Annotated in this window: 21 protein-coding genes; 11 read left to right on the top strand and 10 right to left on the bottom strand. The window is 51.7% G+C overall.

Annotated features, from left to right (window positions below; genetic code table 11):
* Nucleotides 1-22: 22 nt before the first annotated feature.
* From H5P27_RS04660 to H5P27_RS04645, 4 genes are read left to right on the top strand one after another with little or no spacing between them, the layout of a single operon-like run.
* Nucleotides 23-433: a hypothetical protein gene (locus H5P27_RS04660; RefSeq protein ID WP_185659213.1), complete on the top strand. Its 411-nt coding sequence runs from the start codon at nucleotides 23-25 to the stop codon at nucleotides 431-433.
* Nucleotides 434-452: 19 nt separating this feature from the next.
* Nucleotides 453-902: an ATP-dependent zinc protease family protein gene (locus H5P27_RS04655; protein WP_185659212.1), complete on the top strand. Its 450-nt coding sequence runs from the start codon at nucleotides 453-455 to the stop codon at nucleotides 900-902.
* A gap of 50 nt (nucleotides 903-952) precedes the next feature.
* On the top strand, nucleotides 953-2164 hold the full coding sequence (gene rimK, locus H5P27_RS04650; RefSeq protein WP_185659626.1) for a 30S ribosomal protein S6--L-glutamate ligase: 1212 nt from the start codon (nucleotides 953-955) through the stop codon (nucleotides 2162-2164).
* 3 nt (nucleotides 2165-2167) lie between these two features.
* Nucleotides 2168-3241 (top strand): succinylglutamate desuccinylase/aspartoacylase family protein, encoded by a 1074-nt coding sequence (locus H5P27_RS04645; RefSeq protein WP_185659211.1) that lies wholly within the window; start codon nucleotides 2168-2170, stop codon nucleotides 3239-3241.
* Between the two features lie 66 nt (nucleotides 3242-3307).
* Here H5P27_RS04645 and H5P27_RS04640 read toward each other — a convergent pair whose 3' ends face one another.
* On the bottom strand, nucleotides 3308-5602 hold the full coding sequence (locus H5P27_RS04640; protein ID WP_185659210.1) for an FdhF/YdeP family oxidoreductase: 2295 nt from the start codon (nucleotides 5600-5602) through the stop codon (nucleotides 3308-3310).
* 35 nt (nucleotides 5603-5637) lie between these two features.
* Nucleotides 5638-6501, bottom strand: a complete 864-nt coding sequence (locus H5P27_RS04635; RefSeq protein WP_185659209.1) for a formate dehydrogenase accessory sulfurtransferase FdhD — start codon at nucleotides 6499-6501, stop codon at nucleotides 5638-5640.
* Nucleotides 6502-6656: 155 nt separating this feature from the next.
* Here H5P27_RS04635 and H5P27_RS04630 point away from each other — a divergent pair, with 155 nt between their 5' ends.
* Entirely contained in the window at nucleotides 6657-7346 is a 690-nt protein-coding gene (locus H5P27_RS04630) for a 3-keto-disaccharide hydrolase (protein ID WP_185659208.1), read from the top strand.
* A gap of 8 nt (nucleotides 7347-7354) precedes the next feature.
* On the opposite strand, the gene H5P27_RS04625 is transcribed toward H5P27_RS04630, so the two are convergent.
* Nucleotides 7355-8326: a ribokinase gene (locus H5P27_RS04625; RefSeq protein ID WP_185659207.1), complete on the bottom strand. Its 972-nt coding sequence runs from the start codon at nucleotides 8324-8326 to the stop codon at nucleotides 7355-7357.
* A gap of 631 nt (nucleotides 8327-8957) precedes the next feature.
* Here H5P27_RS04625 and H5P27_RS04620 point away from each other — a divergent pair.
* The gene (locus H5P27_RS04620; protein WP_185659206.1) at nucleotides 8958-9197 is read left to right on the top strand and encodes a hypothetical protein; all 240 of its coding nucleotides are present in this window, start codon (nucleotides 8958-8960) and stop codon (nucleotides 9195-9197) included.
* Nucleotides 9198-9295: 98 nt separating this feature from the next.
* On the opposite strand, the gene H5P27_RS04615 is transcribed toward H5P27_RS04620, so the two are convergent.
* Complete coding sequence (locus H5P27_RS04615) at nucleotides 9296-10051, bottom strand: ribonuclease HII (protein ID WP_185659205.1); 756 nt, start codon at nucleotides 10049-10051, stop codon at nucleotides 9296-9298.
* 52 nt (nucleotides 10052-10103) lie between these two features.
* A complete protein-coding gene (rnhC, locus tag H5P27_RS04610) occupies nucleotides 10104-11108 on the bottom strand; it encodes a ribonuclease HIII (protein ID WP_185659204.1) in 1005 nt (334 codons plus the stop codon).
* Between the two features lie 179 nt (nucleotides 11109-11287).
* On the opposite strand from rnhC, the gene H5P27_RS04605 reads away from it, so the two are divergent.
* Nucleotides 11288-12316 (top strand): A/G-specific adenine glycosylase, encoded by a 1029-nt coding sequence (locus H5P27_RS04605; RefSeq protein ID WP_185659203.1) that lies wholly within the window; start codon nucleotides 11288-11290, stop codon nucleotides 12314-12316.
* 96 nt (nucleotides 12317-12412) lie between these two features.
* On the opposite strand, the gene H5P27_RS04600 is transcribed toward H5P27_RS04605, so the two are convergent.
* Both H5P27_RS04600 and kduI read right to left on the bottom strand, forming a co-directional pair.
* Nucleotides 12413-13219 carry a gluconate 5-dehydrogenase gene (locus tag H5P27_RS04600; protein ID WP_185659202.1) on the bottom strand — a complete coding sequence of 269 codons (807 nt, stop codon included), beginning with the start codon at nucleotides 13217-13219 and terminating at the stop codon, nucleotides 12413-12415.
* A gap of 12 nt (nucleotides 13220-13231) precedes the next feature.
* Entirely contained in the window at nucleotides 13232-14068 is an 837-nt protein-coding gene (gene kduI / locus H5P27_RS04595; protein WP_185659201.1) for a 5-dehydro-4-deoxy-D-glucuronate isomerase, read from the bottom strand.
* A 114-nt stretch (nucleotides 14069-14182) separates the two neighbouring features.
* Here kduI and H5P27_RS04590 point away from each other — a divergent pair, with 114 nt between their 5' ends.
* Nucleotides 14183-14950 carry an IclR family transcriptional regulator gene (locus H5P27_RS04590; RefSeq protein ID WP_185659200.1) on the top strand — a complete coding sequence of 256 codons (768 nt, stop codon included), beginning with the start codon at nucleotides 14183-14185 and terminating at the stop codon, nucleotides 14948-14950.
* 100 nt (nucleotides 14951-15050) lie between these two features.
* On the opposite strand, the gene H5P27_RS04585 is transcribed toward H5P27_RS04590, so the two are convergent.
* The 3 genes from H5P27_RS04585 to rpsU form a co-directional block, all read right to left on the bottom strand.
* Entirely contained in the window at nucleotides 15051-15887 is an 837-nt protein-coding gene (locus H5P27_RS04585; RefSeq protein ID WP_185659199.1) for a sugar phosphate isomerase/epimerase family protein, read from the bottom strand.
* A gap of 17 nt (nucleotides 15888-15904) precedes the next feature.
* Entirely contained in the window at nucleotides 15905-18100 is a 2196-nt protein-coding gene (locus H5P27_RS04580; protein ID WP_185659198.1) for a glycoside hydrolase family 88/105 protein, read from the bottom strand.
* A 374-nt stretch (nucleotides 18101-18474) separates the two neighbouring features.
* On the bottom strand, nucleotides 18475-18672 hold the full coding sequence (rpsU, locus tag H5P27_RS04575) for a 30S ribosomal protein S21 (protein WP_008103948.1): 198 nt from the start codon (nucleotides 18670-18672) through the stop codon (nucleotides 18475-18477).
* A gap of 172 nt (nucleotides 18673-18844) precedes the next feature.
* Here rpsU and dnaE point away from each other — a divergent pair, with 172 nt between their 5' ends.
* The 3 genes from dnaE to H5P27_RS04560 all read left to right on the top strand — a co-directional run bounded on the left by dnaE (nucleotide 18845) and on the right by H5P27_RS04560 (nucleotide 24353).
* Nucleotides 18845-22627, top strand: coding sequence for a DNA polymerase III subunit alpha (gene dnaE, locus H5P27_RS04570; RefSeq protein WP_185659197.1), 3783 nt, complete (start codon nucleotides 18845-18847; stop codon nucleotides 22625-22627).
* A 68-nt stretch (nucleotides 22628-22695) separates the two neighbouring features.
* Nucleotides 22696-23811 (top strand): pyridoxal phosphate-dependent aminotransferase, encoded by a 1116-nt coding sequence (locus H5P27_RS04565; RefSeq protein ID WP_185659196.1) that lies wholly within the window; start codon nucleotides 22696-22698, stop codon nucleotides 23809-23811.
* Entirely contained in the window at nucleotides 23811-24353 is a 543-nt protein-coding gene (locus H5P27_RS04560) for a RidA family protein (RefSeq protein WP_185659195.1), read from the top strand. Before H5P27_RS04565 ends, H5P27_RS04560 begins: the two co-directional genes overlap by 1 nt.
* Nucleotides 24354-24456: the final 103 nt, after the last annotated feature.

Here is a 24456-nt window from a genome sequence, read left to right as displayed (position 1 = left end):
TTGCCCTAACAGTACACTCGCTATGAATACGAAACCACTTCGCCTTTTCCTTTTCGTCACCAGCCTTCTAACGTTCTTTTCAGCAAGCAATCTGCTTGCGAGCGGAGAACATGCGGAGTACGGGCCTTACGTCGCTCTGGTCAGGGATGCAAACATCGTCAAAGACGTGAAGGTTGAGGAAAATGGACGCATTTACCTGAAGCTAAATCCGGACTACAAAGAGAAGGAAATTATACTCAAAAACTCGATGTCGCTAAACTCCGGATACAGGAATTGGTTTAATGGCAAACAGGAGCTCGTATCCCCCGCGAACCAAGGCAAAGAGCCCAATGGCTATACCGATTGGGTCACCACCACAGCCAACTACATCGAGTACCGCATGGATGGAAAACTCATCTTACACCTCGCTAAGAAAAGTGTCGTGAAAGACTAGAAAATTCCAGCTAACTGATATGCCTAATCCTCAACCAACCCTCATAGGTTGGAAAGAGTCTATCGATCTTCCCGACTGGGGAATAATCGATATTACCGCCAAAACAGATACTGGCGCCAGACGCTCCGCGATCGATGTGGAAAACATAGTAGAGCTGCCGGGCAACAAGGTGCAATTCGACGTAGCGGCCAACCGTCGCTCCGGACAATTGAAAACCACAATCATAGCCGATATCGAACATCAAACCCACGTCCGCTCCAGCAATGGCCAACAGCACGAACGATACTTCGTGGCAACCAATGTCCGAGTTGGGCCGGTCGTGAAACGCATCGAGTTAAGCCTCAGCAATCGCAAGCACATGCAATGTCGCATGTTACTAGGACGCTTGGCCCTAGAAGAGGATTTCCTCGTAGACTGCTCCGGCAGCTTCCTGACAAGACCAAACCGAAAGCCCAAGCTTTCGAGCTGATAATCCAACCAAAAATAAGGAGCATTTTCCTAAATCCCACTATGGACCCACTGAAAATCGCAATTTTATCCCGAGGCCCCCGTCTCTACAGTACCAGCAGATTAAGAGAAGCGGCGGAAAAGAGAGGCCATAAAGTCAAGGTACTCGATACGCTTAAATTCGCCATGTACATCGAGTCCGGACAACCCGACCTCACCTACGGCGGCAAAGCTCTTAGTCACTACGACGCGGTCATTCCTCGTATTGGCACTTCCATTACCTTTTTCGGATCGGCTGTAGTCAGGCAATTCGAACAAATGGGGACCTATTGCTTAAACACTGCCGACGCGATTCTCGCCTCACGTGACAAGCTCGCCTCCATGCAGGAGCTTTCCAGTCACAACGTGGGAATCGCCGAAACCGCTTTTGTCCGAAATCCCAATGACATCCTCAAGGCGATCCAAGCCATGGGGGGAGCTCCCGTTGTCATCAAGCTGCTGCAGGGCACGCAAGGCATTGGAGTAATTCTCGCCGAGACCAACAAGGTCGCTGAGGCGATCATCGAAACCTTGAGCGCCGTCAAACAAAACGTGCTGGTGCAGAAATTCGTATCCGAATCCAAAGGACGAGATATTCGAGCCTTCGTGGTGGGAGACCGTGTGGTTGCCGCTATGAGAAGAACTGCCGCTGGACAAGAATTCCGCAGCAACGTACATCGTGGCGGAAACACTCAAACTGTGACGCTAGATCCCGAATACGAGCGCACTGCAGTGAAAGCTGCCCAAATCCTAAACTTGCACGTGGCTGGCGTTGACATGTTGGAAGGAGCGAATGGCCCGGTAATCATGGAAGTCAATTCCTCTCCCGGGCTTGAAGGAATCGAGGGAGCGACAGGCATTGATATCGCTGGAGAAATCATCGAGTACCTCGAGCAACAGATCAAGTTCGGCAACTTCGACGTTCGTGAGCGACTGGCTCTCACCAAAGGCTATTCTGTAACTGAATTTTCTGTGGAAAAAAATTCGGAAATCGCGGGCAAGACGATTGCCGACTCCGGACTGCGAGACCGAGACATCGTTGTCCTCCGATTGGTACGGGGAACTGAACATATCGCCAACCCCAAGTTCAGCCGGGTCATCGAGGAGGGAGACTCCCTCCTCTGCTACGGACTGAAGGCCGCTCTTCAAGGCGTGCTCCCAAATCTGGTCAAAACGAAACGCAGAAAGAAAAAGAGCTCATTGACGAGCAAAGCGACCAAACGCCCCGAGAGCCCGAGCGAGTAAAGTATGGCAAATCAGCCCTTGAAAATTGGCGGGGTCACCGTTCGTCCCGGTGAATCCAAAGACATTGGATTAGAACTTTCCGAAACCTACACGGGAGACGCGATTCGCATGCCCGTGCGGGTGATCCGCGCCAAAAAGCCAGGACCGCGCGTCTTCGTTACTGCTGCCATCCACGGGGACGAAATCAACGGGACGGGCATTATCCACGATTTCCTCTTTGGAGAGGCCTGCACGATCAAGCGGGGAGCCTTGATTCTAGTGCCGGTGGTGAACGTGCTAGGATTCGAAAACAACCAACGTTATCTCCCAGACCGAAGGGATCTCAATCGGAGCTTTCCCGGCTCATCAAATGGCAGTATGGCCTCTCGCATTGCCAAAAAGCTAATGACCGAGATCACCTCCAAATGCGATTATGGGATCGATCTTCACTCGGCCGCATTTCAAAGGACAAATTACCCAAACGTTCGAGCGGACCTTTCCCAAGCGGCGACTCGAAAACTCGCTCTGGCGTTCGGATGTGCCCTCGTCATCGACGGGAAGGGCCCCCTAGGCTCGTTTAGGCGTGAATGCGCCAGGGCCGGATGCCCCACTATCATTTTGGAAGCTGGCGAGCCTTGGAAGATCGAACCGAGCGTCTTACAGATCGGCGTGCAGGGGATTCGCAATGTACTTATCCACCTTGGGATGCAGGACGGCGATCCAATCCCTCCTCCCTACCAAGCGACCATTCGCAAAACGCAATGGGTGCGAGCTACCGTAGGCGGCATCCTCAAGTTCCACATCAGTCCTGGAGAATTCGTCAAAGAGGGCCAACCCATCGCGACTAACTACTCCATCTTAGGACAGGAGCAAAACATCATTACCAGTCCCGCCAACGGGATTGCGATTGGCATGGCGACTATGCCAGCAGTTAAACCCGGAGAACCCGTTTGCCATATAGCTACCTTGACGGCAGGACAGATCAGCAGGTACGAAAAGAGACTAAATACCAGCAAGGCAGACCCCTACAAACAAGCCCAGGAAGATCTCGCGACCAACGTTGATATCGTCGACAGAGCGCCTGTCGAAGGGGTCTGAAGATGAAAGATCCTTCTCTTTATAGAGTAATGGACATCTCAATACAGAGAGAACCTAATTCTCAATTTAAACGGAGTGTTTCCGAATCTCTACTTGAATCGACTTCGAGGCGGGAGTCTCGCTCCCTGCCGCCATATGCCCAATAGGCACCAAGGTATTTGCCTCCGGGAAATACATTGCTAAGCAGCCGGCAGGTATATCGTAAGGAACGAGCCGATACTTTCGGGTCACGCGAACTTCGCCTTTGAAGTGAGAATGAACATCTACGATATCGAAAGTCTTCAACGAAAGCTTCTCCATATCCTCGGGGTTGATGAATACGACCCGCCGTTCTCCCTTAATTCCTCGGTAACGATCATCCAACCCATAGACAGTCGTGTTGAATTGATCATGGCTGCGAATCGTCATCAAAAGAAACCTGCCCACTAAAGGGCGCTCGATGTCCAAATCCGCTACGCCAAAATTCGCCTTGCCTGTATCCGTTTCAAACTGACGTTCTTTAACTGGGTTGGGAAGATAGTAACCACCCGGCTGTCTAGCCCTTATGTTATAATTCTCGAACCCGGGCACAACTCGCTCAATAGCGCTTCTTATGAGTGAATAATCCCCCTCGAAATTTGACCAGTCGATCCGGATATTAGCTTTGGTCAAAATACTTTTTGCTAGGCCGCAAATGATCGCCACCTCACTCTTGAGCTTAGGAGAGGCAGGCTCTAATTGACCAGAGGAAGAGTGAACGATACCCATCGAATTTTCCATACTTACCCATTGCTCTCCTGAATCTTGAACATCTCGCTCTGACCGGCCAAGGCAGGGCAATATTAGGGCTGTTTTTCCAGCAACTAAATGGGACCGATTGAGCTTGGTTGAAATCTGGACAGTTAAACGACAATTCCTGAGAGCATCAGCTGTGTATTCAGTATCTGGGGTTGCCGAGAGGAAATTACCGCCCAACGAAACGAAAATCCTCCCTGCATTCGCCTTCATATCCAAAATTGAGCCAACGGCGTTAACTCCCGCTTCTCTTGGACAGTCGATACCAAATTCCCGCTCCAAGCCCTGGTAAAACCATTCCGGCATGTGCTCGAAAATCCCCATAGTGCGATCTCCTTGCACGTTGCTGTGGCCGCGCACTGGACACAAGCCAGCGCCACGTTTACCGATCGCTCCTCGCAACAAATGGAGATTGGTCAAATCGCGAATGGTGGCGACCGAATTTCGATGCTGGGTCAATCCCATTGCCCAGCAGGAGATGACCTTTTCGGACTTAGCAAATAAGCCAGCGAGGCGATCAACCGTTTCTTTCGAAACTCCACAAGCCTCGATTAAACGATCCCAGTCGAGACTCTCTAGCTTCTCCTTATAACTTTCAAAACCATCGGTGAATTCGGATACGAACGAAAGATCGACCACTCCACTTTTCTCGCTATCCATTTCTAGCAAACGCTTTCCGATACCTTGAAAGAGAGCTTGATCTCCATTTATCTTCAGCCGAACAAATTCGTCCGCTAAATCTGTTTTAGCTCCAAGGGCCTGCGTCAACCTTTGAGGATGAGAAAAGGCAACAAGCCCGGCTTCCCGTAGCGGATTTATAGATACAATTACCGCTCCATTCTCTTTCGCCTGCTGGAGAGTCGAAAGCATGCGGGGGTGATTCGTTCCAGGATTCTGTCCAGCTACCAAAATCAATTCTGCTTCTCGGAGGTCTTGAAGTGTGACCGTGCCCTTCCCTATCCCGATTGATTGTTTCAAGGCCAAGCCACTGGATTCGTGGCACATGTTCGAGCAGTCGGGCAAATTGTTGGTGCCCCACGCCCTAGCCAGTAGCTGGTACAGGAAAGCAGCTTCGTTACTCGCCCGTCCGGAAGTATAGAAAATCGCTTCATTTGGATTTTGGAGCGATGCGAATTCTTGTCCCACCAACTGGAATGCGTCTTCCCAACTTATGTGTTTATAACGATCACTCCCGGGTCGCAAAACAAAGGGCTCCGTAATTCGGCCCTGCTGATCCATCCAATAGTCTGAATGTTCACTCAGTTCGACAACACTGTGACGCTCGAAAAACTCAGGGCCAATCCTCGCTGCGGTTGTTTCGCTAGCGACCGCTTTCGCTCCGTTCTCGCAAAACTCAAAACGGCTCCGATCCCCATCTGGATCTGGCCAAGCGCAGCTAGGGCAATCGAAGCCGGACTTTTGATTAAGACTGGTCAAAGAATCTTTGGCCCTAACTACGCCCGCTTTTCCGACTGCATGCCTCATCGCATGATAAACCGCTTCCACTCCCCCCGCTTTATTGCACGGTTTTCCGATTTCTAGATCTTCGAGGGCTTCGGGCGTATTTTCAGCGGGACGTCTAGGCATAGGGGCAGATGCGGGATTGGGAAAAGAAGGGATTCTCAGTCCATGAGAATCCGATAAGGGGCACTGTAGGTAGTGAATCCCTTTCCTCGCAAAAAGCCAACCAAAGTCACTTCGAATAGATTCGCCAGTTCCACAGCGAAACTGGATGGAGCACCGATGCTCACCAGAAAGGGACACCCTGCTACGATCGCTTTCTGCATCAGATCATATCCGATCCGTCCACTGAAGAGAATGATCTGCTCTGACCATTCGGTTGACGAGTCAGACTTCAACCAAGAGCCAACGAGCTTATCCATCGCGTTGTGGCGGCCGATATCCTCCGCAGCATCCAGAAGCGATCCATTCGCAGAAAATCGAGCGGCCGCATGCAAGCTCCCTGCGTCTTGGTAAGCGGCCTGAGCAGCAAGCAGCAGGTCAGGCAGTCGCAATAGATTCGCAAGCTCTATACGAGCCCCCGAGCGCGGATCGAAACGTTCTTTCCGTTGAATCCTCAAAGCCTCAAGTGCGCTTTTTCCACACGCTCCACACGCGGAGCTGATGGGAAAAACCCGACTGTTCTTTTCGAAATCTAGCTTCACATCTTCAGTCACCTTGGCCACCGCTCTCCAAGAGGGCATGGTCGCCCCTTTTTCCTGGGTAAACCGAATCGAAAGTACGTCGGAGTATCGATCGATGACACCCTCGCTAAAAAGCATGCCCAAAACGAGCGACTCATCATCACCAGGGGTCCTGAAAACAACTCCCATGGGCATTAGGCCGGACCCATTTTTCACCGCGATCTCGAGAGGCTCTTCGATTGCCAAACGGTCGTCGACGACCTCAGACAACCCCTCCCGCACTCGCTGTACCTTAGCTCTAACCGTGTGCGGTCTAGTATTTGTTTTTTCCTTTTCTGACACAATGAAACAGCAAATCCAACAAAGACACTACGAGCTAAGAAGGACAGGCAAATGAAGATTTCTCGCAACTCAATTCAGAGCTAAGCACATCCTCGTCGTTCCACTTGCGTTATCATCGGCGAGGAGCTACTGTCAGTCTCTAGCAATCACCCAACATGCCTATGCGAACGCTTTTCTTAGTCGGAACTTTTATCTTTGCAGTACAAGCGGCCCAAGCTGACTCGGCAGGGACCTACCTTTTCAAAGGTGCGGAATACGGAGATTTCTATTTTGATTCTCTCGAGGGCGAGGAGCCGGATGAGGTATTCGAGTTCGAAACTGACGGAACTTTACTTATCCACGGTGAAGGCAAATCGGAGGCTTACATCCAGACCTTGGATGAGTACGAAAATTACGAAGTGAGCTTCGAATACCGTTGGCCCGGAGAACCTGGGAAAAGCGGTATCCAAATTCACTGTACGTCAGATACCTCCTTTAGCATCTGGCCAGAATGCATCGAAATTCAGCTTGAGTACGAAAACTCAGGAGATTTTTGGCTACTCAATACTGAGCTAGAGGTAGAGGAAGAGCAAATGCCGCTGAAGGCGGCCGATCGGAATCGACGCCATCGACTCAAGATCGAAGAAAAACGTAAGTACGGCGAGCCACCCATCAAAGTAGAGTTACCAGCGGACCAGTGGAATCGCATGCGGATTATCGCGAAGGAGGATACCGTCCAGGTCTACCTCAACGATCACTTGATCAACGAAGGAAAAAACGCGTCTACAAATTCTGGTTACATCACAATCCAAGCCGAAGAGTCAGACTTCGTCATCAAGGATTTCCGTATCCGAGAATTGGATTAACCAAAAGGTTAGAGAGCTTGCCGGGCCTCCACTTCAGCTAAAGTAGGCATCGCAGGTGCAGTTCCCCTTTTTTCAACAGACAGTCCCGCAACCACCGAAGCGAATTTCATCGCTTGAACTAAGTCGCCGCCAAAGCGAACAAGTCCGGCAGCGAGTCCCCCATTGAAGGCGTCTCCGGCCCCTGAAGTGTCTATAGCGTCTGCTTCGATGCAACTGAAACGCTGATAGGGGCTTCCTGCTAAGCTCAACGCTTGAGGCAGTTTATCTGGATCCACGGAAATAAACGACCCCATCTTCCCGAGAGTGATGACTACCACGGGTACATTTAACTCGCGGCACAAGAAGTGCAGTTCTTCATCCGAAGTTTCGAAGTAATCGCTCGGAAGCGACTTTCCGGTGAGCAGCTGGTAGACGAAGGCAAATTCAGTTTCGTTAGGGGTGACAATGTCTGCCATTCCCACCAAATCCGGCTTCAAATCCTGATTAATAGGAGCTAGATTCAAAATAGTCGCCGCCCCAGACTCACGACCAAGCGCCAGTGCGGTCTGGATTGCCGAAAGGTTCGCTTCAAGCTGGCAGAGCACCACGGACGACGATTGAAAAGAGGCCAAGTTTCCCTTGATCCAATCCGAGCTCAAAACGCTGTTTGCCCCCAGAGAAACGACGATCTGGTTGTCGCCATTTTCATCCACTAAGATCGAGGCGGCTCCACAGGATTCGCCCTCCACTACTTCCAGCAAGTTCGTTAGCCCCACGCTCTTTGCGAAGGAGCGGGCCGTCTCGGAGAAAACATCGTTGCCGACCGCCCCAATAAACTCGGTCCCAGGTTGGAGCCGAGCCGCGGCTACAGCCTGATTGAACCCCTTGCCTCCTGGCCCCGGAAAAAACGTACCTATTCGTGTCTCTCCCACCGTGGGGAATTGGGGAGTAAGAAAAGCGAGATCCTGAACGAAACTTCCGACTACAACGATTTTGGACATGGAGCAAAAATGTGGGGTTAAGCAACACAAGCGGTGCCATTTCGACCGGGATATGTCGACCAAAACCGAGTCCCAAACTTAGAAAGCGAAAACGGGCGGTTTCTCCGCCCGTTTGATGCTATCATCCCCTGGATGCTGTAGAAGCAGAGCCAGACACCGCATCTCAATTCTTTGTATACCAATTATTTAAGCCAAAATAGACACCTTGTCAATTGAGGGAAATCGATCCTTCAAATGTATCAGAGTCTTTGCCTCTGAAAGTAAGGGAGCTAATGGATTTTGGCTAAAATCAATTGTCCCCAAAAACGAGAAGACCGGAGCGGTCCCACATCCGCTCCGGCCTAGCAACGACTCAGTTTTGGAACTAAAAATCAGTGTCAAAGAAAGTTATCCTCTGTTTTTGATTCCTGTCCGCTCGTGTTACCGAGCATGCAAAAAGAATAACAAAACGGATCAAAATCCACAATCCGTGAAGCATACTCTTTTGCGCACGGTTTTCCGCAAATCGACTGAGTTAAAGCCGCAATCGCACCGTGAACGGGCGAATCGGTCAAATTTCGAATCAAATACCGAAGATAATGCGCAAAATGGGTCGACAAGGCTGATTCCAGAGCTACCTATTTCTCTAGCTATGTCGAAAGTCCTAAAAGTAACGCCTGCCACAATCGCTTTTGATGTCGTACTCGTCGGCATCGTTTGGCTCCTCTTCACACTTTGGTTCAAGCCGCACGTTCCAAGCGAAGATGGTCTCATCATCAACCTCGTAGCTGGATTTACAGCTCTCCCTGCAGCGGGTACCTTCTACTTCTGTCTTCAGATGTTCAAGGTGACTCTCGCCCACCAGCGTCAAACCAAGGCAGCGAAAAAGTAAGCTTGCCGCTTAAATCATTTACCTAAACCGGCGTTTCTCCTAGGAAAGCCGGTTTTTTTGTGCCCAAAACTCGGCTAACGTCTCGGCTCGCACTAGCGCTAAAAGCCAAATTCCTCCTGGGTCTCTTCGCTGGGTTCTTCGAGCAACTTACGCAGAAAAAGCGGACGGTGCATTTCGGTGGGTCCGTGGTCTAGGATCGCTGCCCGATGTAAAACGGTCGCATAGCCCTTTGAGGACGCCAAATCGTAGTGCGGATACTCGCAGTCCAAGGCCATCATGATCCTATCACGAGTAACCTTCGCAATGATAGAGGCCATGGCAATACAGAGGGCTTTGGAATCTCCTTTCACGATAGCCCGATGCCGGTACCCGAGGTGCTTCATCTGCTTCCCGTCTACCAGAATCTCCCACTGAGAGAGGGTTTCCCTGGGTGTGGAGCCTGGTAGAGTCGCATCAAAAAGTGGATCCGGATCATGCGGCGAAATATCGCCTGCAGCCAGGACTTCCTCGACCGCGGTCTTCATCGCCTTCTGCGTAGCCCCAAGGATATTCAAATCCTCAATGTCTTCTACGCTTCCTTTTCCCACTCCGATTAGGAGCCGCCCTTCCCGCTCAAGCCATCTGAGCTTAGCGTAGAGCTCTTCGCGTTGTTCGAATGTAAGAAGCTTGGAGTCGTTGATGCTGGAAGCGTTTCGCTTGCACCACTCGCTATCATAAAAATCACTTCGGGCGGCGACTGCGGCGGCGACCACCGGGCCAGCCAAGGCGCCCCTACCCGCCTCATCTACACCAATCAGGCCCAACCGTCCTTTTAGGACCTTCCGGTCAAAAGCTCGCAGACGATGCGACTTCATTCCGAACCACCTCCGGTCTTAATTTCTATTTCTTTACGCCAAACGACCACCACTATCGCTTAAATGTATAGGCCTTGGGTTCCTTGAGAGGCAAGCGATCAAGCATTCCGGCCGCCTTTACGACTTCGAAAGCGGTCCTGAAATGCAATTTCGCAAACTCACCGAGCTTCTCGGGTCCGAACTTCTCCAGTATCTCAGCCGCCTGCACCTTCACTTTCGAGCTGGCCCCCTTGGCAAGGGTATCGCCGAACTTCTTGGAAAGCCCATCCATGTAGCGAACGTATTCTGCGCGAGCTACCACCGAGGCAGCAGCGACCACCGGATCCTCTTCCGCCTTGGTCTGCATCCGAAGTTCGAATTTGTCGTCCTTAAAGTAGCGTCCGACGAGGTCTTGCTTGCTAAATTGGTCCAACATCCCCCAAGGAACGCGCTTTTTTCCTAGAGCGGCTTTGAGCGAAATTCCATGTTGCCATGCGAGCAGAAGATTCAAGTTCGCCCTTGGCTTGCTCATCAGCTGATTGTACTTGGGCATCCCGCAAAAACAGGTTTCAACGGCGACTCCCTTGGTACCTCGTATGATCTTGTCCAGTTTGAGAATCCGGCCGTCCGTTATGGTCTTGGAGTCGCGAATACCCTCTTTGACCCATTCGTCTATGTGCTGCTTATCCGCGATCACACAGGCAGTTACGATCGGACCGAAGAAGTCACCTTTTCCGCTCTCATCCATCCCCGCGTGCGACTCAAACCACTCTGGATGATAGACTTCATCGTAGCCAAACCGAGCTTCGCCCAGCACTTCCGGCTCCAAAGTGTTGATTACGAAATCCTCGGTTGCCTTTCCCTGCACCACGAGCTTGCCGCTCTTGTAGCCGACTACATTCACCTTGTCGCCCTTGAAGCCGAACTGAGCGTATTCAACCTCGTAGGGCTCCCACATTTTCATATCCAAAATGTGCTGCAGCTTGTCCAACTGCTCTTGGGAGAGCTTGTTGGTGTACATCGTTTTCTTTTTTGGCTCGTCCGGGTCGACTGCCGCTTTCTTTTTGCCTCTGGCCATCTGTGTTCGCTGAAGACCAGCAAGGCAGAGCCTTCGGGGTTTGAAAATCAAAAAAGCTCCCGCCAAATGGGTCTCTTTCCAAGACGGATTCAAGCCTGACAAATCCCGAGGCGAAGGAGAATCTGCGGACGAAAATTTCACTAGCCGCGAACGGATGACTTCTGCAAGTTTACCAATCCATGTCCCAAGCTCTCGTTAAAAACGCAGCCGCCTTCCAAAGCGCCCTCATCAACTGGTACGATGAGAACGCGCGAGATCTGCCTTGGCGGGTGCAACCGTCGCTCTACAAAACCGTGGTGTCCGAGTTCATGCTCCAGCAAACACAGGTAAAGACGGTTTTGCCTTATTTCGCCAAGTGGCTGAAGAGCTACCCAGATTTTGCAAACTTGGCTCAAGCCAGCGAAGAGCAAGTACTCAAAAGCTGGGAAGGTCTCGGCTACTACTCTAGGGCAAGAAACCTCCTGAAACTTGCCAAAGAAATTTCCGCAATTCCAGCAGACGAAATACCGCAAGACGCGAAGAGCTGGCTCAAGTTTCCGGGAATTGGACCCTACGCGGCCGCGGCAGTCTGTAGCATTGCGTTTTCCGACCAATCCGCCGTGGTGGACGGAAACGTGGTACGTATCCTCTCCCGCATGACAGCGGACGAAAGTAGCTACACAAATTCCACCGAAGCCGCAAAGGTGTACCGGCCTCTCGTGCAGGAGCTGCTAAACCGAGAGCGGCCCGGGGACCACAACCAAGCCATGATGGAGCTGGGAGCCACTGTTTGTCATAAGAACTCTCCGAACTGTTTACTGTGTCCCGTGCGAGAGCATTGCCTTGGCTTCGAAAAAGGAATCGCCGAGTCCCTGCCGAAACTGGCCAAGATCAAATTCGAAGATGTCACCGTAAACAGAGCCTGGATACAGAAAGAAGGCAGCATTCTCCTACATAAGATACCAGCCAATGCCAAACGCATGAGGGGCTTACATGAGCTCCCCGAGCTTGCACCGCTCTCGATCCCTGTGCCCTCCAGTACCCCTATCGCAACCCGTAAACGTGGCATCACCCGCTATCGAATAACCGAACGCATATTCGATATTTCACCCGCATCCCTTCCGAACAAGATCCCGGAAGACTATATTTGGGCCAAGCCCGACCTCATCGAAAGCCTAGCCTTTTCAGGTCCTCATCGAAAGTGGATTGGCGAGCTCCTTGCGAGATAGGTCCGTATTTGCCATTTTACTACAGACAAAAAAACTCCAGACCGAAGTCTGGAGTTTCGAAAGTAGGAGCGACCAATAAAGCCGCGTTAGTAACCCTTACAGTTCTGGAAGGTCGTTCTCGCCCTTTACGTAACCGAAGTTGGCGAGAATACCGCCATCCACGTAAAGCACGTGACCATTAACGAACTGAGCAGCCTTGGAAGAGAGGAAGAGCGCTGCGTTCGCGATATCTTCAGGCTCACCCCAACGAGCGGCTGGCGTACGGGTCATAACGAGATCGTTGAAAGGATGGTTTCCTTCGCGGATCGGAGCAGTCTGAGCTGTGGCGATGTAGCCAGGGCCAATGCCATTAATCTGCACATTATGCTTCGCCCATTCGCAACACATGTTCGCGGTCAGAAGCTTCAAACCACCCTTCGCAGATGCATATGCGGATACCGAGTTACGGCCATACACACTCATCATGGAACACATGTTGATGATCTTGCCGAATTTCTTCTCGATCATGTTTGGCGCGACACGCTTGCCTACGATATAAGGAGCGATGAGGTCCACATCGATAACAGTGCGGTAGTCCTGTACAGACTGCTCGAGAATCGGGATACGCTTGATGATACCAGCGTTGTTCACAAGGATGTCGACGCTGCCCACATCCTTCTCGATCTGGGAGATACCACGATCTACGTCCGCTTCGTCAGTAACATTGAATACAAGCGTGTAAACATCGATACCTGCTTCAGCGTATTCAGCCTTACAGCTCTCGAGCTTGTCCTCGGAGATGTCATTGACGCAAATCTTAGCGCCAGCTTGGCCTAGCTTCTTACCGATAGCCATGCCAATGCCGTGCGTGCCGCCTGTAATCAGAGCAACCTTACCGGTTAGATCAAAAAGTTCGTTATTCATAAACAGGGTTTGTTATTTGAGTTGATTGGGTTGGCGGACATCCATGTCCGTGTAATCGAGATTTTCACCGGCCATTCCCCAGATGAAGATGTAGTTGGCCGTACCGGAACCGCTGTGGATGCTCCATGAGGGAGAAAGCACCGCTTCGTGGTTCTGCATCCAAATGTGACGAGTCTCGTCGGTTTCGCCCATGAAGTGGCAAACAGACTGGTTTTCCGGAACTTCGAAATAGAAGTAAGCTTCCATACGACGGAGGTGCGTGTGAGCCGGCATCGTGTTCCAAACACTACCTGGCTTCAGCTCAGTCATCCCCATTTGCAACTGGCAGGTCTGAAGGACTTCCTTGACCAAGAGCTGATTGATTTGACGTTCGTTGGAAGTTTCGAGAGAGCCGAGGTTCAGAACCTTAGCATTCTCGAGAGTAACGTGCTTAGATGGGAACGACTTGTGGGCGGGCGCGGAGTTGATGTAGAGCAAGGCAGGAGCAGAGGCGTCCACAGAAGCAAAGGTCACGTCCTTAACGCCGGCGCCGAGGTAAAGGGCTTCCTTGTATTTCACGGTGTAAGTCGTTCCGTCCGCGACGATTGTCGCGTCGCCACCGACATTGATCACGCCAAGCTCGCGGCGATCCAAGAAATTTTCGGCTTTTAGCTCCTCGAAAGATTCGAGCTTAAGCGTCTCCGTGGTAGGCTTGGCACCGCCAACGATGTAACGGTCAAGCAAGGAGTAAACGAGAGATATCTCATTTTCCTCAAAGAGGTTCGTGATGAGAAATTCATCGCGAATACGACTTGTGTCGTAGCTTTTAAAATCACGCGGATGACAGGCGTATCGTACTTCGTACTTCATATGCAGTATACTCGTTATTGGGTAAACGTTAGGGCGTTTAAAACAGTGTAGAATGGAATCCCAATACGATACCGAGTCAACGCATTATTCCATATTTGACTTCTGTTTCCATATATGGAATTCATTTCCCCAATGTCGGAATACACCATCCCCAATCTGAAAAACGCCTGCCGCATTCTGCAATTGATAGCTGACTCGAGCCAACCGCTTACCATGTCACACATTGCCGACACACTAACTTTGCCGCGAAGCACCGTATTTCGCATCCTGAGCACTTTGTGCGAAGAAGGTTGGCTTTTTCGGGAGGACAAGTCCTACCGGATGGGCGGCGCCTTGATTGGTTTGGGGCGTAAAGCAATCAACTCCTCCACGATAAACCAGCTAGCCCGCCCGATTCTAAAAGAAGTGACGAAACTGACAGGCGAAACGTCGCAACTTGCCATTCTCAGCGGCCCTCAAGTGCTCATAGTCGAAGTGGAAGACAGTCCTCACCCTCTCGCCGCACACTCACGACCCGGCACTGGAGCGGACATCCACTGCTCCGCATCAGGCAAGGTTTTGCTCGCCTTCGGCAGCGAAAGCGAACGAACGAGAATCGTACAAGAGATCAAATACACCTCCCACACTCCGAACACTATCAAAAACCGGGAAGAGCTGGAGAAGGAATTAGTCAGTATCCAAAAACTTGGATACGCAATCGATGAACAGGAGTACCACGAGGGCATCCGCTGCATAGCCGTTCCCGTTTTTGACTCTTCGAATATGGCTTCCTACTCTATTGGGATCACGGCTTCGACACACCGTTTCACCAGGAGGAAAATTAAGGAAATTTCCCAAATCCTCAAAAACGCTGCTGATCAACTTAAGGAGAGCACTTCCTAGAAAGCACAGAGTCACTCTCCCATCAAAGCCGAGCAAGAAAGTTGTATCCGTATTACCTGACAATCTGGAGGCGATCTCAAACAGATCTCCCCTTACCGACTCAACTAGGCCAATGCTTATTCAAGTGAGCGTGGCAAATGTCTACGACGTCAGGTCCCGAGTCCTCTAGCAAAACGCTGATTCCGGGCTTAGATTTTGCGATTAGTCCACACAGACGGCCGTAATCCATACGCCCCAGACCCGTGGCCACTTGCTTGTATTCGCCGCCCTCTACAGTGTAGTCCTTGGCGTGGATGATTGCTATGCGATCTCCGTACAATTGGAACGGCTCTTCAATCAATCGAGCCTCTTCCTCAAAGTTACCAGCGTTGATGAAATTTACCGGATCGTGAATGACAACCATCGCGGGCGAGCGAATCTCATCAATCAGTCGCTTCATCTTTTCGGGAGTAGAAATCGTGTGGCTAACGACTCCCTCTACCGCGACTTTCGCGCCGCAAGCTTCCGCCGTCTCAACTAGCTCAGCTATGCTCCTGACGAGGGCCTGGAAAGTTTCCTCGCTACCCGTATTCGGATCGGGAGCGTAGTCGACGTTGGGTGTTCCCGTCTCGAGACCCACCAGACTACCGCCCATGTCGCCCACGAATCGAAGGTGATCCTTGAAGAACCGAAGTAGTTCGCCACGTTGAGCATCGTCTGGATTCACAGGATTGATGTAGCAACCCAACACCGCGATCTGAACGCCGTGGTCGGCAAAGCCACGGCCCACTTGCCAAGCCAAACCTGGATTCAAGTCACCTGGCTTGAGATCGAGCCCTTGAATCGCCTTGTTCAAGGCAACCTGAGCGCAACAGAAACCGTTTTTCTGCAAAGTTGCTGCAAGATCCCCAGCGGGGAGAGTTCCGTAGTCGTGGGCTCGAGCTCCGATTCGTTTCATTTCCAAGTAGTTACTTTCTATTTTTCGGCGAGGTGATTCCTCAGTCGAATAACCTCTACACCCGCAAGCAATACAATACCGATTCCATGCGTGTCATTCAGTCGAGGAAGCAAGTCTTTCTTATAGTACTCAGGGCTGAAGGAAAATTCTGATCCACGGCAAACGCCATAAACGTTTCCTTCTTTGTCAATGGAGCAGCGGTTGATGATGCCCCAAGCCTTGTCTACCGCCTTGATATACGGTTCTGCATCTTCAAGCCAACCGTTTCGTACGCCCTGCGAGAAACCAAATATGAACATGGCCGTGCAAGAGGTTTCTGGATACGAATCATGGTGCGTCAGCACCTGATGCCAAAATCCTTCCTCGTCCTGAAGGGCCAAGATTCCTGAACAAATCTCACGGAAGAACTCTAGGAGTTCCGCACGATTTTTGTGATCCTCCGGCAGCACGCCGAGCAATTCAGCGAGCGAGAAAACAGTCCAGCCATTACCGCGGCCCCAAGGTACTCCTGTAGCCATCTCACGTCGCAAATCGAACACGTGCGACATGATGCGATCCTCTGGGATGTAAAGGCGCTTACGGAAACCGATAAACTGGTTCGCTGCGTCATCGATGTAGCGGCTATCGCCCGTCAATTTATAGTAACGGCACAGGAAAGGCACGCTCATGTACAGATCGTCGGCCCACATCGTGTTCTCATGGAACTCGTGCATCATCTCGCGACGGTAGAATGCTCCATCTGGGAAACGGTCCTGCTTCTCTGAGATAAACGCCGCTACGAAATGGGCCAGACGCTCGAAGCCTTCCACATCGCAATGCTTGGCCGTTTCCAGCATGCAGGCGCCGAAAGAACCACAGTCATCCAAGCTATCGATACTAGACAGTAATCTGTGCATGTGGGTTGCCCCCCCAAACTGGGATCGATCCCACAACGAATAAGCGTAAGTGGAACAACAAACCTGAACATGATCCCGCACGTAGGACTGGATCTCTTCCGAACCGAGTGTCAAACCGGCGTGCAACAGCCCAGTGAGAGTCACACCTAACGGGTAGTTCCAGCGTCCAAATAAAGGGTTCTCGTTGTAGAGACGCAAGTAAGTGTCCGGAGCATCGATTTTCCAGTATCCATCTCCAGAGGACGTTTTGTGAACGTAAAGGAAGTCGTTCATCGCCTCCAAGTCAGGCTGGCAATCCTCATCATACGGGCCAGAGAAAAGCCAGACTGCGGAGCTTCCTTGCAAGTCGCATGGATTTGCCAGCTCGAGCGAGCCCGATTCGGCTTCCAATTGCAGTTCGAAGCCCCAACCATCAGAACCTCCCGTATTCAAGACATGAATATCATGAGAGCCTTCTGTGAGTTCGAGTTCAAATCCAATCGCCTCTCCCGCAACTCCTGAAAAAACGTCCTTCCCGTCTACAAGCACCTTGGCAGAGCCCTTCGAACTCCCCTTGGCAACTACTTTGGCTGATGATCCCGACACGACCGCCTTACTCCAGGCAACTGCGGTTTTGCCTTCGAGATCTCCAAAAATCCTTGCACAAACTCCACGCTCTAGGTCCGCATCCTTCCAAGCGCTTTCCGGATACCAAGTTTGCCCAGTGGCCGACTCGGAATCGCCAAGCTCAAGAGAGAGCTCGGTTCCAGCTGGGAGAGGATCGCTAAATAGCCAGCCTTCCATGCCTTCGCGCTCCGCAGAAGGCATCATGAAGACATAGGGGTGTTTACCCAGCCAAGATCCGAATTTCCAACCGAAACCTCCTCTGGTCTTCTTGGCGCGAACCACGAACTGGTTCCAACCCTTGGCCATATTCAAAGTGAATCGGTTGCGTTGCTTCGGGTAACGCTCCGTGAATATATTCGAACTCCAAGCCTCTTGTCCGTTTAGGTAAACCTTGATCGGTCCATAGCAATTGATGTCGAACATCAATTCGCCCTCAGCGCCTGACCATAGCTTAGACCAAGCGAATACATATTCCTCATCTTCCGCATCGGGAAAGAAGGCATTAAAATCCGCCTCGTAGCGATAATCCTGCGATCTTTCGATTCCACGGGTCGAGAAGGCCCGGTAAGTTACAGGTGCTCTCGGGTTGAGCTCCTTGAATCGATTCGCGATTACTGTGAGAGTTTCGGATGGCTTGTCCCCGACGGCATTGGCCATACTGAGAGACTCTTCGAAATAGAAACCAAGCGAACTGGTAAGAGACTGATTCATGTGAGGTTTTTTGAGAATTGAGGGGAAACAGGGGCTAATCGCTTCAAACACCGCTGGCGCCTTCGTCCGATAGGACTGAAGAATTCGAGAAATGGCGCGGGGTTCTCAGAAAGCTAAAACAAGGTCTAGCCTTCAACGCTGTCGCAGGTAATAGATTTTGACGCTGCCGCTCTTACAACAACCGCACAGGTATCGTACAGTCAGAATAACAGCGATGCTCGAAGCGGTAGAAGTCTAGGTTTAAACGAGCAAAATCAAAGCTAGCTCTCGACTCAACTCCGACCACCTATCTAGGGCCCCTTTCCGTACCTTCGGAATAAAAAAGGCTCATCCTGAACGGATGAGCCTATCGAAATTTTCAGCGAAGGTTACGACTAGTTGTCGTACTTGCAGCGGATCATGTTGTTGAAGGCGGCTACCTTCTTCTGACGGCGCTTCGTTTGCGAAGGCTTTTCGAAGTAGCGGTTAGCGCGAACGTCCTTGATGACGCCTTCGCGATCGAGCTTCTTCTTCAGACGGCGGAGCGCACGTTCTACAGGTTCGTTTTTGCGGATTTTTACTTCGATTGCCATGGTGGAAAAATTGAAAGACGCCCAACAAGGGCCTTTTCCTCCTACTCGTCAACCCTTTTCTAAGAACAAGCGAGCCTACAGCAAATAGCCGCCTTCGCCAGATCGCTCCCTGTGAATAACTCCTAGAAGCTTTCACTTTTCACAAGCGGCTTTTCCCTCTTCACTCGGCGGCATGTCCAATCCCGCCGAAGGCCCCTTCGTCCACCTACATAATCATACACACTATTCTCTTCTAGACGGCTGCGCCAAACCGATGCGCGCCGCGCAACGTTGCCTCGAACTTGGGATGCCCGCTCTCGCCATGACCGACCATGGCAACCTATTCGGAGCGATAGACTTCTACCGTTCCTGTAAAAAGGTAGGGATCAAGCCTCTGATCGGCTGCGAGCTCTACTATGTCAACGACCACAAGCAATCCGAGCGTCCACGACGCGAACGTAAGCGGACAGACGACATCGGCGATATTCCGGAAAACTACATTCCACCCAAAGAAGATTTCCCCAAATACCAGATCCACCACAAGGGCGTCATCGCCAAGGATTTCGAAGGCTACCAAAACCTCTGCAAATTGGTTTCGGACGCCCACGTAAACGGCGTCTATTATAAGCCTCGAGCCGACATCGAGACTTTGGCAAAGTACTCGAAGGGTCTAATCGGCCTTTCCGGATGCATAAACGGAGTGGCCGCCCAGTACCTCATTTACGGAGACGAGGAAAATGCCCGCAAGGCGACCGGGACCTTTGTAGACATCTTCGGCAAAGAGAACTATTTCATCGAGATCCAAGACCACGGCATGCCCGTGCAGCGACGGATCATCCCCGGCCTTCTTAAGCTCGCCAAGGAATTCGACCTGAAGGTGATCTGCGCCAACGATTCGCACTACGTGTACAAAGATGACGCCAAACCGCACGATGCCCTACTCTGCATCCAGACCGGGAAGATCATCAACGATGAGAATCGTATGAAGTACCCGTCTCAGGAGTTCTACCTCAAGAGTCGCCAAGAGATGTACGAGATCTTCAAGGAAGTGCCCGAATCCTTGGACAATACTGTACATGTGGCCGAAATGGTCGATTTGGAAATTCCTTTTAACGAAAACCACTACCCTGTTTTCGAATGTCCTCCAGAACTTGGATACAAGTCTGACGACGACGCCTTCGACCGAATTCTCGACGTATACGAATTCGAAAAGACCAAAGTTAACAAGCAGAACGGAGACGACACCGTTTGCAAGCTGACGGCAGAGGAACGGGCCTCTCACAAGAAAAACGGATTCGTGCTGCTAGACCTTTGCAAAAAGGGACTAAAGGAGCGCTACGGAGTCGACTACGACCACCCGGAAACCTATCAGCCGAAGGAAGGCGAACCAGAAGACTTCGGTCCCTTCGTCTGCAAGCAGATGGACTTCCAGCTGGCGATCATCACCGGTACGGGATTCGTGGACTATTTCCTAATCGTCTGGGATTTCATCAACTTCGCCCGTAGCCAAGGCATACCCGTCGGTCCTGGCCGCGGCTCGGGAGCTGGCTGCATCATCGCTTACATCCTAAAGATTACCGATATCGACCCATTACGCTTCGGCCTTCTCTTCGAGCGTATGCTCAACCTAGAGCGTGTCTCGCCTCCGGACTTCGATATCGACTTCTGCATGAGGCGGCGTGACGTAGTGGTAAATTACGTACGCGAGAAATACGGACACGATTCGGTCGCCAATATCATCACCTTCGGTACTTTCGGTGCAAAGATGATCGTTCGCGATTTGGCTCGCGTAAACGACCTGCCTTTCGTCGAGGCTGACAAGATAGCCAAGATGATCCCGGACGAGCTGAACATCTCGCTCGACGATTCTGTCGAAAAATCATCCGACCTTCGAAACGAGATTGCCCGCAACCCAGTTGCCAAAACCATCGTCGAGCACGGCAAGGTAATCGAAGGGATGGTCCGCAACACCGGAAAACACGCCTGCGGTATCATCATCGGAGACCAACCAATCCACAACCTCGTACCCGTAACCTTACAGGAAGGTGACCTGACGACCCAGTACCCCAAGGGGCCATCCGAAGATCTCGGCCTCCTCAAAATGGACTTCCTGGGGCTCAAGACACTCACGGTCATATCGGACGCCCAAGACAATATCCGCAGCACTCGCGGAATGCCGGACTTCGACATCGAGAAAGTTTCGCTCGAAGACCCTAAAACCTACGACCTGCTAAACGCGGGCAACACGGTGGGCGTATTCCAGCTTGAATCCGGAGGCATGCAAAACCTCTGCAAGCAGATCGGCCTATCCGTTTTCGAGGAAATCATAGCTTTGATCGCTCTCTATCGTCCGGGGCCGATGCAGTTCATACCCCAGTTCATCGAGGGAAAACGCGATCCGAAAAAAATCCAAATCCCTCACCCGCTGCTAAAGGAACTCGTATCCGAAACCTACGGGGTCCTCGTTTATCAGGAGCAGGTTATGGAATCCGCGAGAATTATCGCCGGATACACCTTGGGGGGAGCGGACATGTTGCGACGCGCCATGGGCAAAAAAATTGCCTCCGTTATGGCCGCTCAAAAACAGATCTTCGTGGATGGAGCTGCGGCGACTCACGGTATTAAAGAGAAGGAAGCTCTCAACATTTTCGCGATTCTGGAGAAATTCGCCCAGTACGGCTTCAATAAGTCTCACTCTGCTGCCTATGCTATGTTGTCCTACCGGACCGCTTTTCTGAAAGCGAACTACCCGGTTGAGTTCATGGCCGCTCTGCTCTCCGCCGAGCTGGGTAATGCTGATAAGGTTTCCCACTTTATCGACGAGGCTAACAGCATGGGCATCCGCGTTCTCAGTCCGGACATCAACAAATCCAACGAGATGTTCACTCCGGTTATCGATAGCGAGAGGGACAAGGAAGACGGCAAGCTCGGCTCCATCCTCTTCGGAATGGGCGCCGTAAAAGGCGTGGGCGACTCCGCAGCAAAAACGATCATCGCCGAACGTGACAAAAACGGCCCCTACGAGGGGCTCGACAACCTACTCGAACGCGTAGACACCAAGTCTGTAAACAAACGCGTATTGGAAAACTTGATAAAGACCGGTGCCTTCGACTTCACCGGCGAGCCGCGCGGTTCCCTCTTCCATCGACTCGAGGGAGCTATGAACCAGGCCTCCGAAAAACAAAAGGACAAGGAACGGGGCCAGGAATCTTTCTTCGATATGATCGAAGAAGAACCCGTTGCCGCCAAAGACACGCCTCAATGGGATTTGAGCAAGGATTTCAGCAAAAGCGAAATGCTTCGCTTCGAGAAGGAGCTGCTTGGTTTCTACGTATCCGGTCACCCGCTCGATGAATACAAAGGCCTAGCCGAAGCCCTTACGAATTTCGATCTGAGCAAAGTCGACGAATTGGGTGACAAGGTGGAATTTCAAGCCTGCGGAGTCGCCGGTGGCGTAGTCAAAAAACTCTCCCGCAAAGACAACCGCCCATGGGCATTCTTCAACCTTGGAACCCGTAAAACTTCCCTAACCGTCAATTGCTACGCCGACGCCTATGAGGAGTTCGGCCACAACCTCGAAAACGACAATCTGATCCTGATCAAGGGAACCGTCATTCGACGAGATGGAGAGGTTCGCCTGAACGTGCTGGAAGTCCACATGCTCGAGGCTTTCATGCCCGGCCAAATAAAGCACGTCACCTGGGTTCTGGATCCAGAGAAAGAAACCGATAGTTTCCTGTACAAGTACCGGGAGGTTTTGGATCGGTCCCGCGGTTCGACCGCTAGCGACATCGCGTTTCGGGTCAGCGACACTTGTATCACGTCGGCGACTACCGCCAGCTCCCTAAAATGGAGGGTCAACACCAAGGATTGGACCGAACTCCGCAAGCACCCAGCAGTGATGGGATGCATCGTCGAGACGGAGCCAGTAAAAGTGAAGCAACGCGAGAGACGCTGGGCTAGTAAAGCGAGCTAGCTCGAAATCAAGCGCCCGCAGGGGCGTGGCGCGAAAGTCGCTGTCGCCAGGCGAAAGATGTCTAGACTATGAACCGACGCGATTGGATAAAATCAGCCTCCATCGCCGTGGGAGCGTCGTGCATTGCACGCAAGACGTTCGCCGACGGCCTAACTCTGCCACCGAGGGAAAGCTCTCATGGCTGCATAAACCTCTCCATGAACGAGAACCAATTCGGTCCCTCCATGAAGGCCCTCTCGGCCATTAAGGAGTCCTCGATCTACGCCAACGAGTATCCGCTCGAGGCTCAAGAGAGACTGAAAAAGCTTATCGCGAAAAAAGAATCTGTCGCCACGAGCCAAGTCATTTTGGGAGCAGGCTCTTCTGACATCACTATGGGAGCTGCAAGCGCCTTTGGGAGAACCGGAAGCAACATGGTCAGCTCAGACCCTTCTTTCCACCCGCTTATGCTCTGGGCAGAGAAATTCGGAGTGGACCATGTCAAAATACCATGGGACGCGGAACATCGGGCAGATCTAACCCGCATCGAGGAATCAATTACTGAGGATACCAGTCTTGTATACATCTGCAATCCTGAGAATCCAGCAGGGACCCTTGAGCATCCGCACGACCTTTACGAATTCTGCAAGCGCGTTTCAGAGAAATGCCCAGTCCTCGTCGACGAAGCGTACATCGAATATGCGGGCGATGTAGACTCGCTTAGCATGATGCGCTGCGTGCGGGAAGGACTGCCAGTGATAGTCTTGAGAACGTTTTCCAAGGCCTACGGCCTAGGAGGAATGCGGGTTGGCTACGCTGTCACCACCAAGGATTTAGCAGATCGACTCGCAGCCTACTATGTTACGGGGATCGGCTGTGGCTGCAGTCACACCTCTCTGGAAGCCGCCATCGCCGCCTACACAGACCAAAGCTGGATGGATTCGGTCCGCACCCGAACAGCCGAGTCGAGGAAATACCTTTGCGACTACTACGACTCTATTGGCCAAAGCTACATTCCATCGGTAACGACCTTTATCTTGGCTCCCATCAAACAAGACTCGACTCAAGTGGCCGACGCTATTTTCGGCGCTTTCAACTTGAAGGTGAGCCCTCGCAACTATTTCGGCCAAAATTACCTCCGCATCAGCGTGGGAACAATAGAGCAAATGGAAAAGCTGACAAGCGCCCTGACCTACGTCCTCTGATGAAGCCCAGATTTCAGAAAAACCTTTGCAGAAGCCTAGCGTTGCTTTGCCTTGCTGCGGCACCTTCGGGACTGTCGATAGCCGAACCCGCCAAAAAGCTAGAAGAGCTCGGCATCACCCTAAGCAGCGGCCCTTTGCCTGTCGCTAACTATGTGCCAGCCGCTCGGGCGGGCAACATGGTATATTTGGCTGGAGCCATCGCTAAAGACGAGAATGGCAAATTCTACCGTGGTAAAGTGGGCGACGATCTGACTGTCGATGAAGGCTACGAAGTTGCCCGAAAGGTTGGCATATCCCTAATCTCATCTTTGATGCGAGAGCTCGGAGATCTTGATAAGGTGAAACGGATTGTCCGAGTAGAGGGCTTCGTGAACTGCGGACCGGACTTCGAGAAGCAATCGCTGGTCATCAATGGTTGCTCGGACCTGCTGGTAGAGGTCTTCGGCGAAAAAGGCAGGCACGCCCGCATCGCCATAGGTGCGAGCTCGCTACCATTTGGAGCCCCGGTTGAGATATCTGCCATCGTAGAGGTGGAAGATTGACAGAATTGCCTAGACCGAAGCGGTCAGGCGACAAGGTACTGTCCCTCCGTCTGTTAGTAAAATTCTAGAGGGCTAAAGGTGCTTACTGCTCAAGATTGGGACA

It is taken from the genome of Pelagicoccus albus, from assembly GCF_014230145.1.
In the GTDB taxonomy this organism is placed as follows: Bacteria; Verrucomicrobiota; Verrucomicrobiia; order Opitutales; family Opitutaceae; genus Pelagicoccus; species Pelagicoccus albus.
This window is presented reverse-complemented; position numbering and strand designations above follow the sequence as displayed.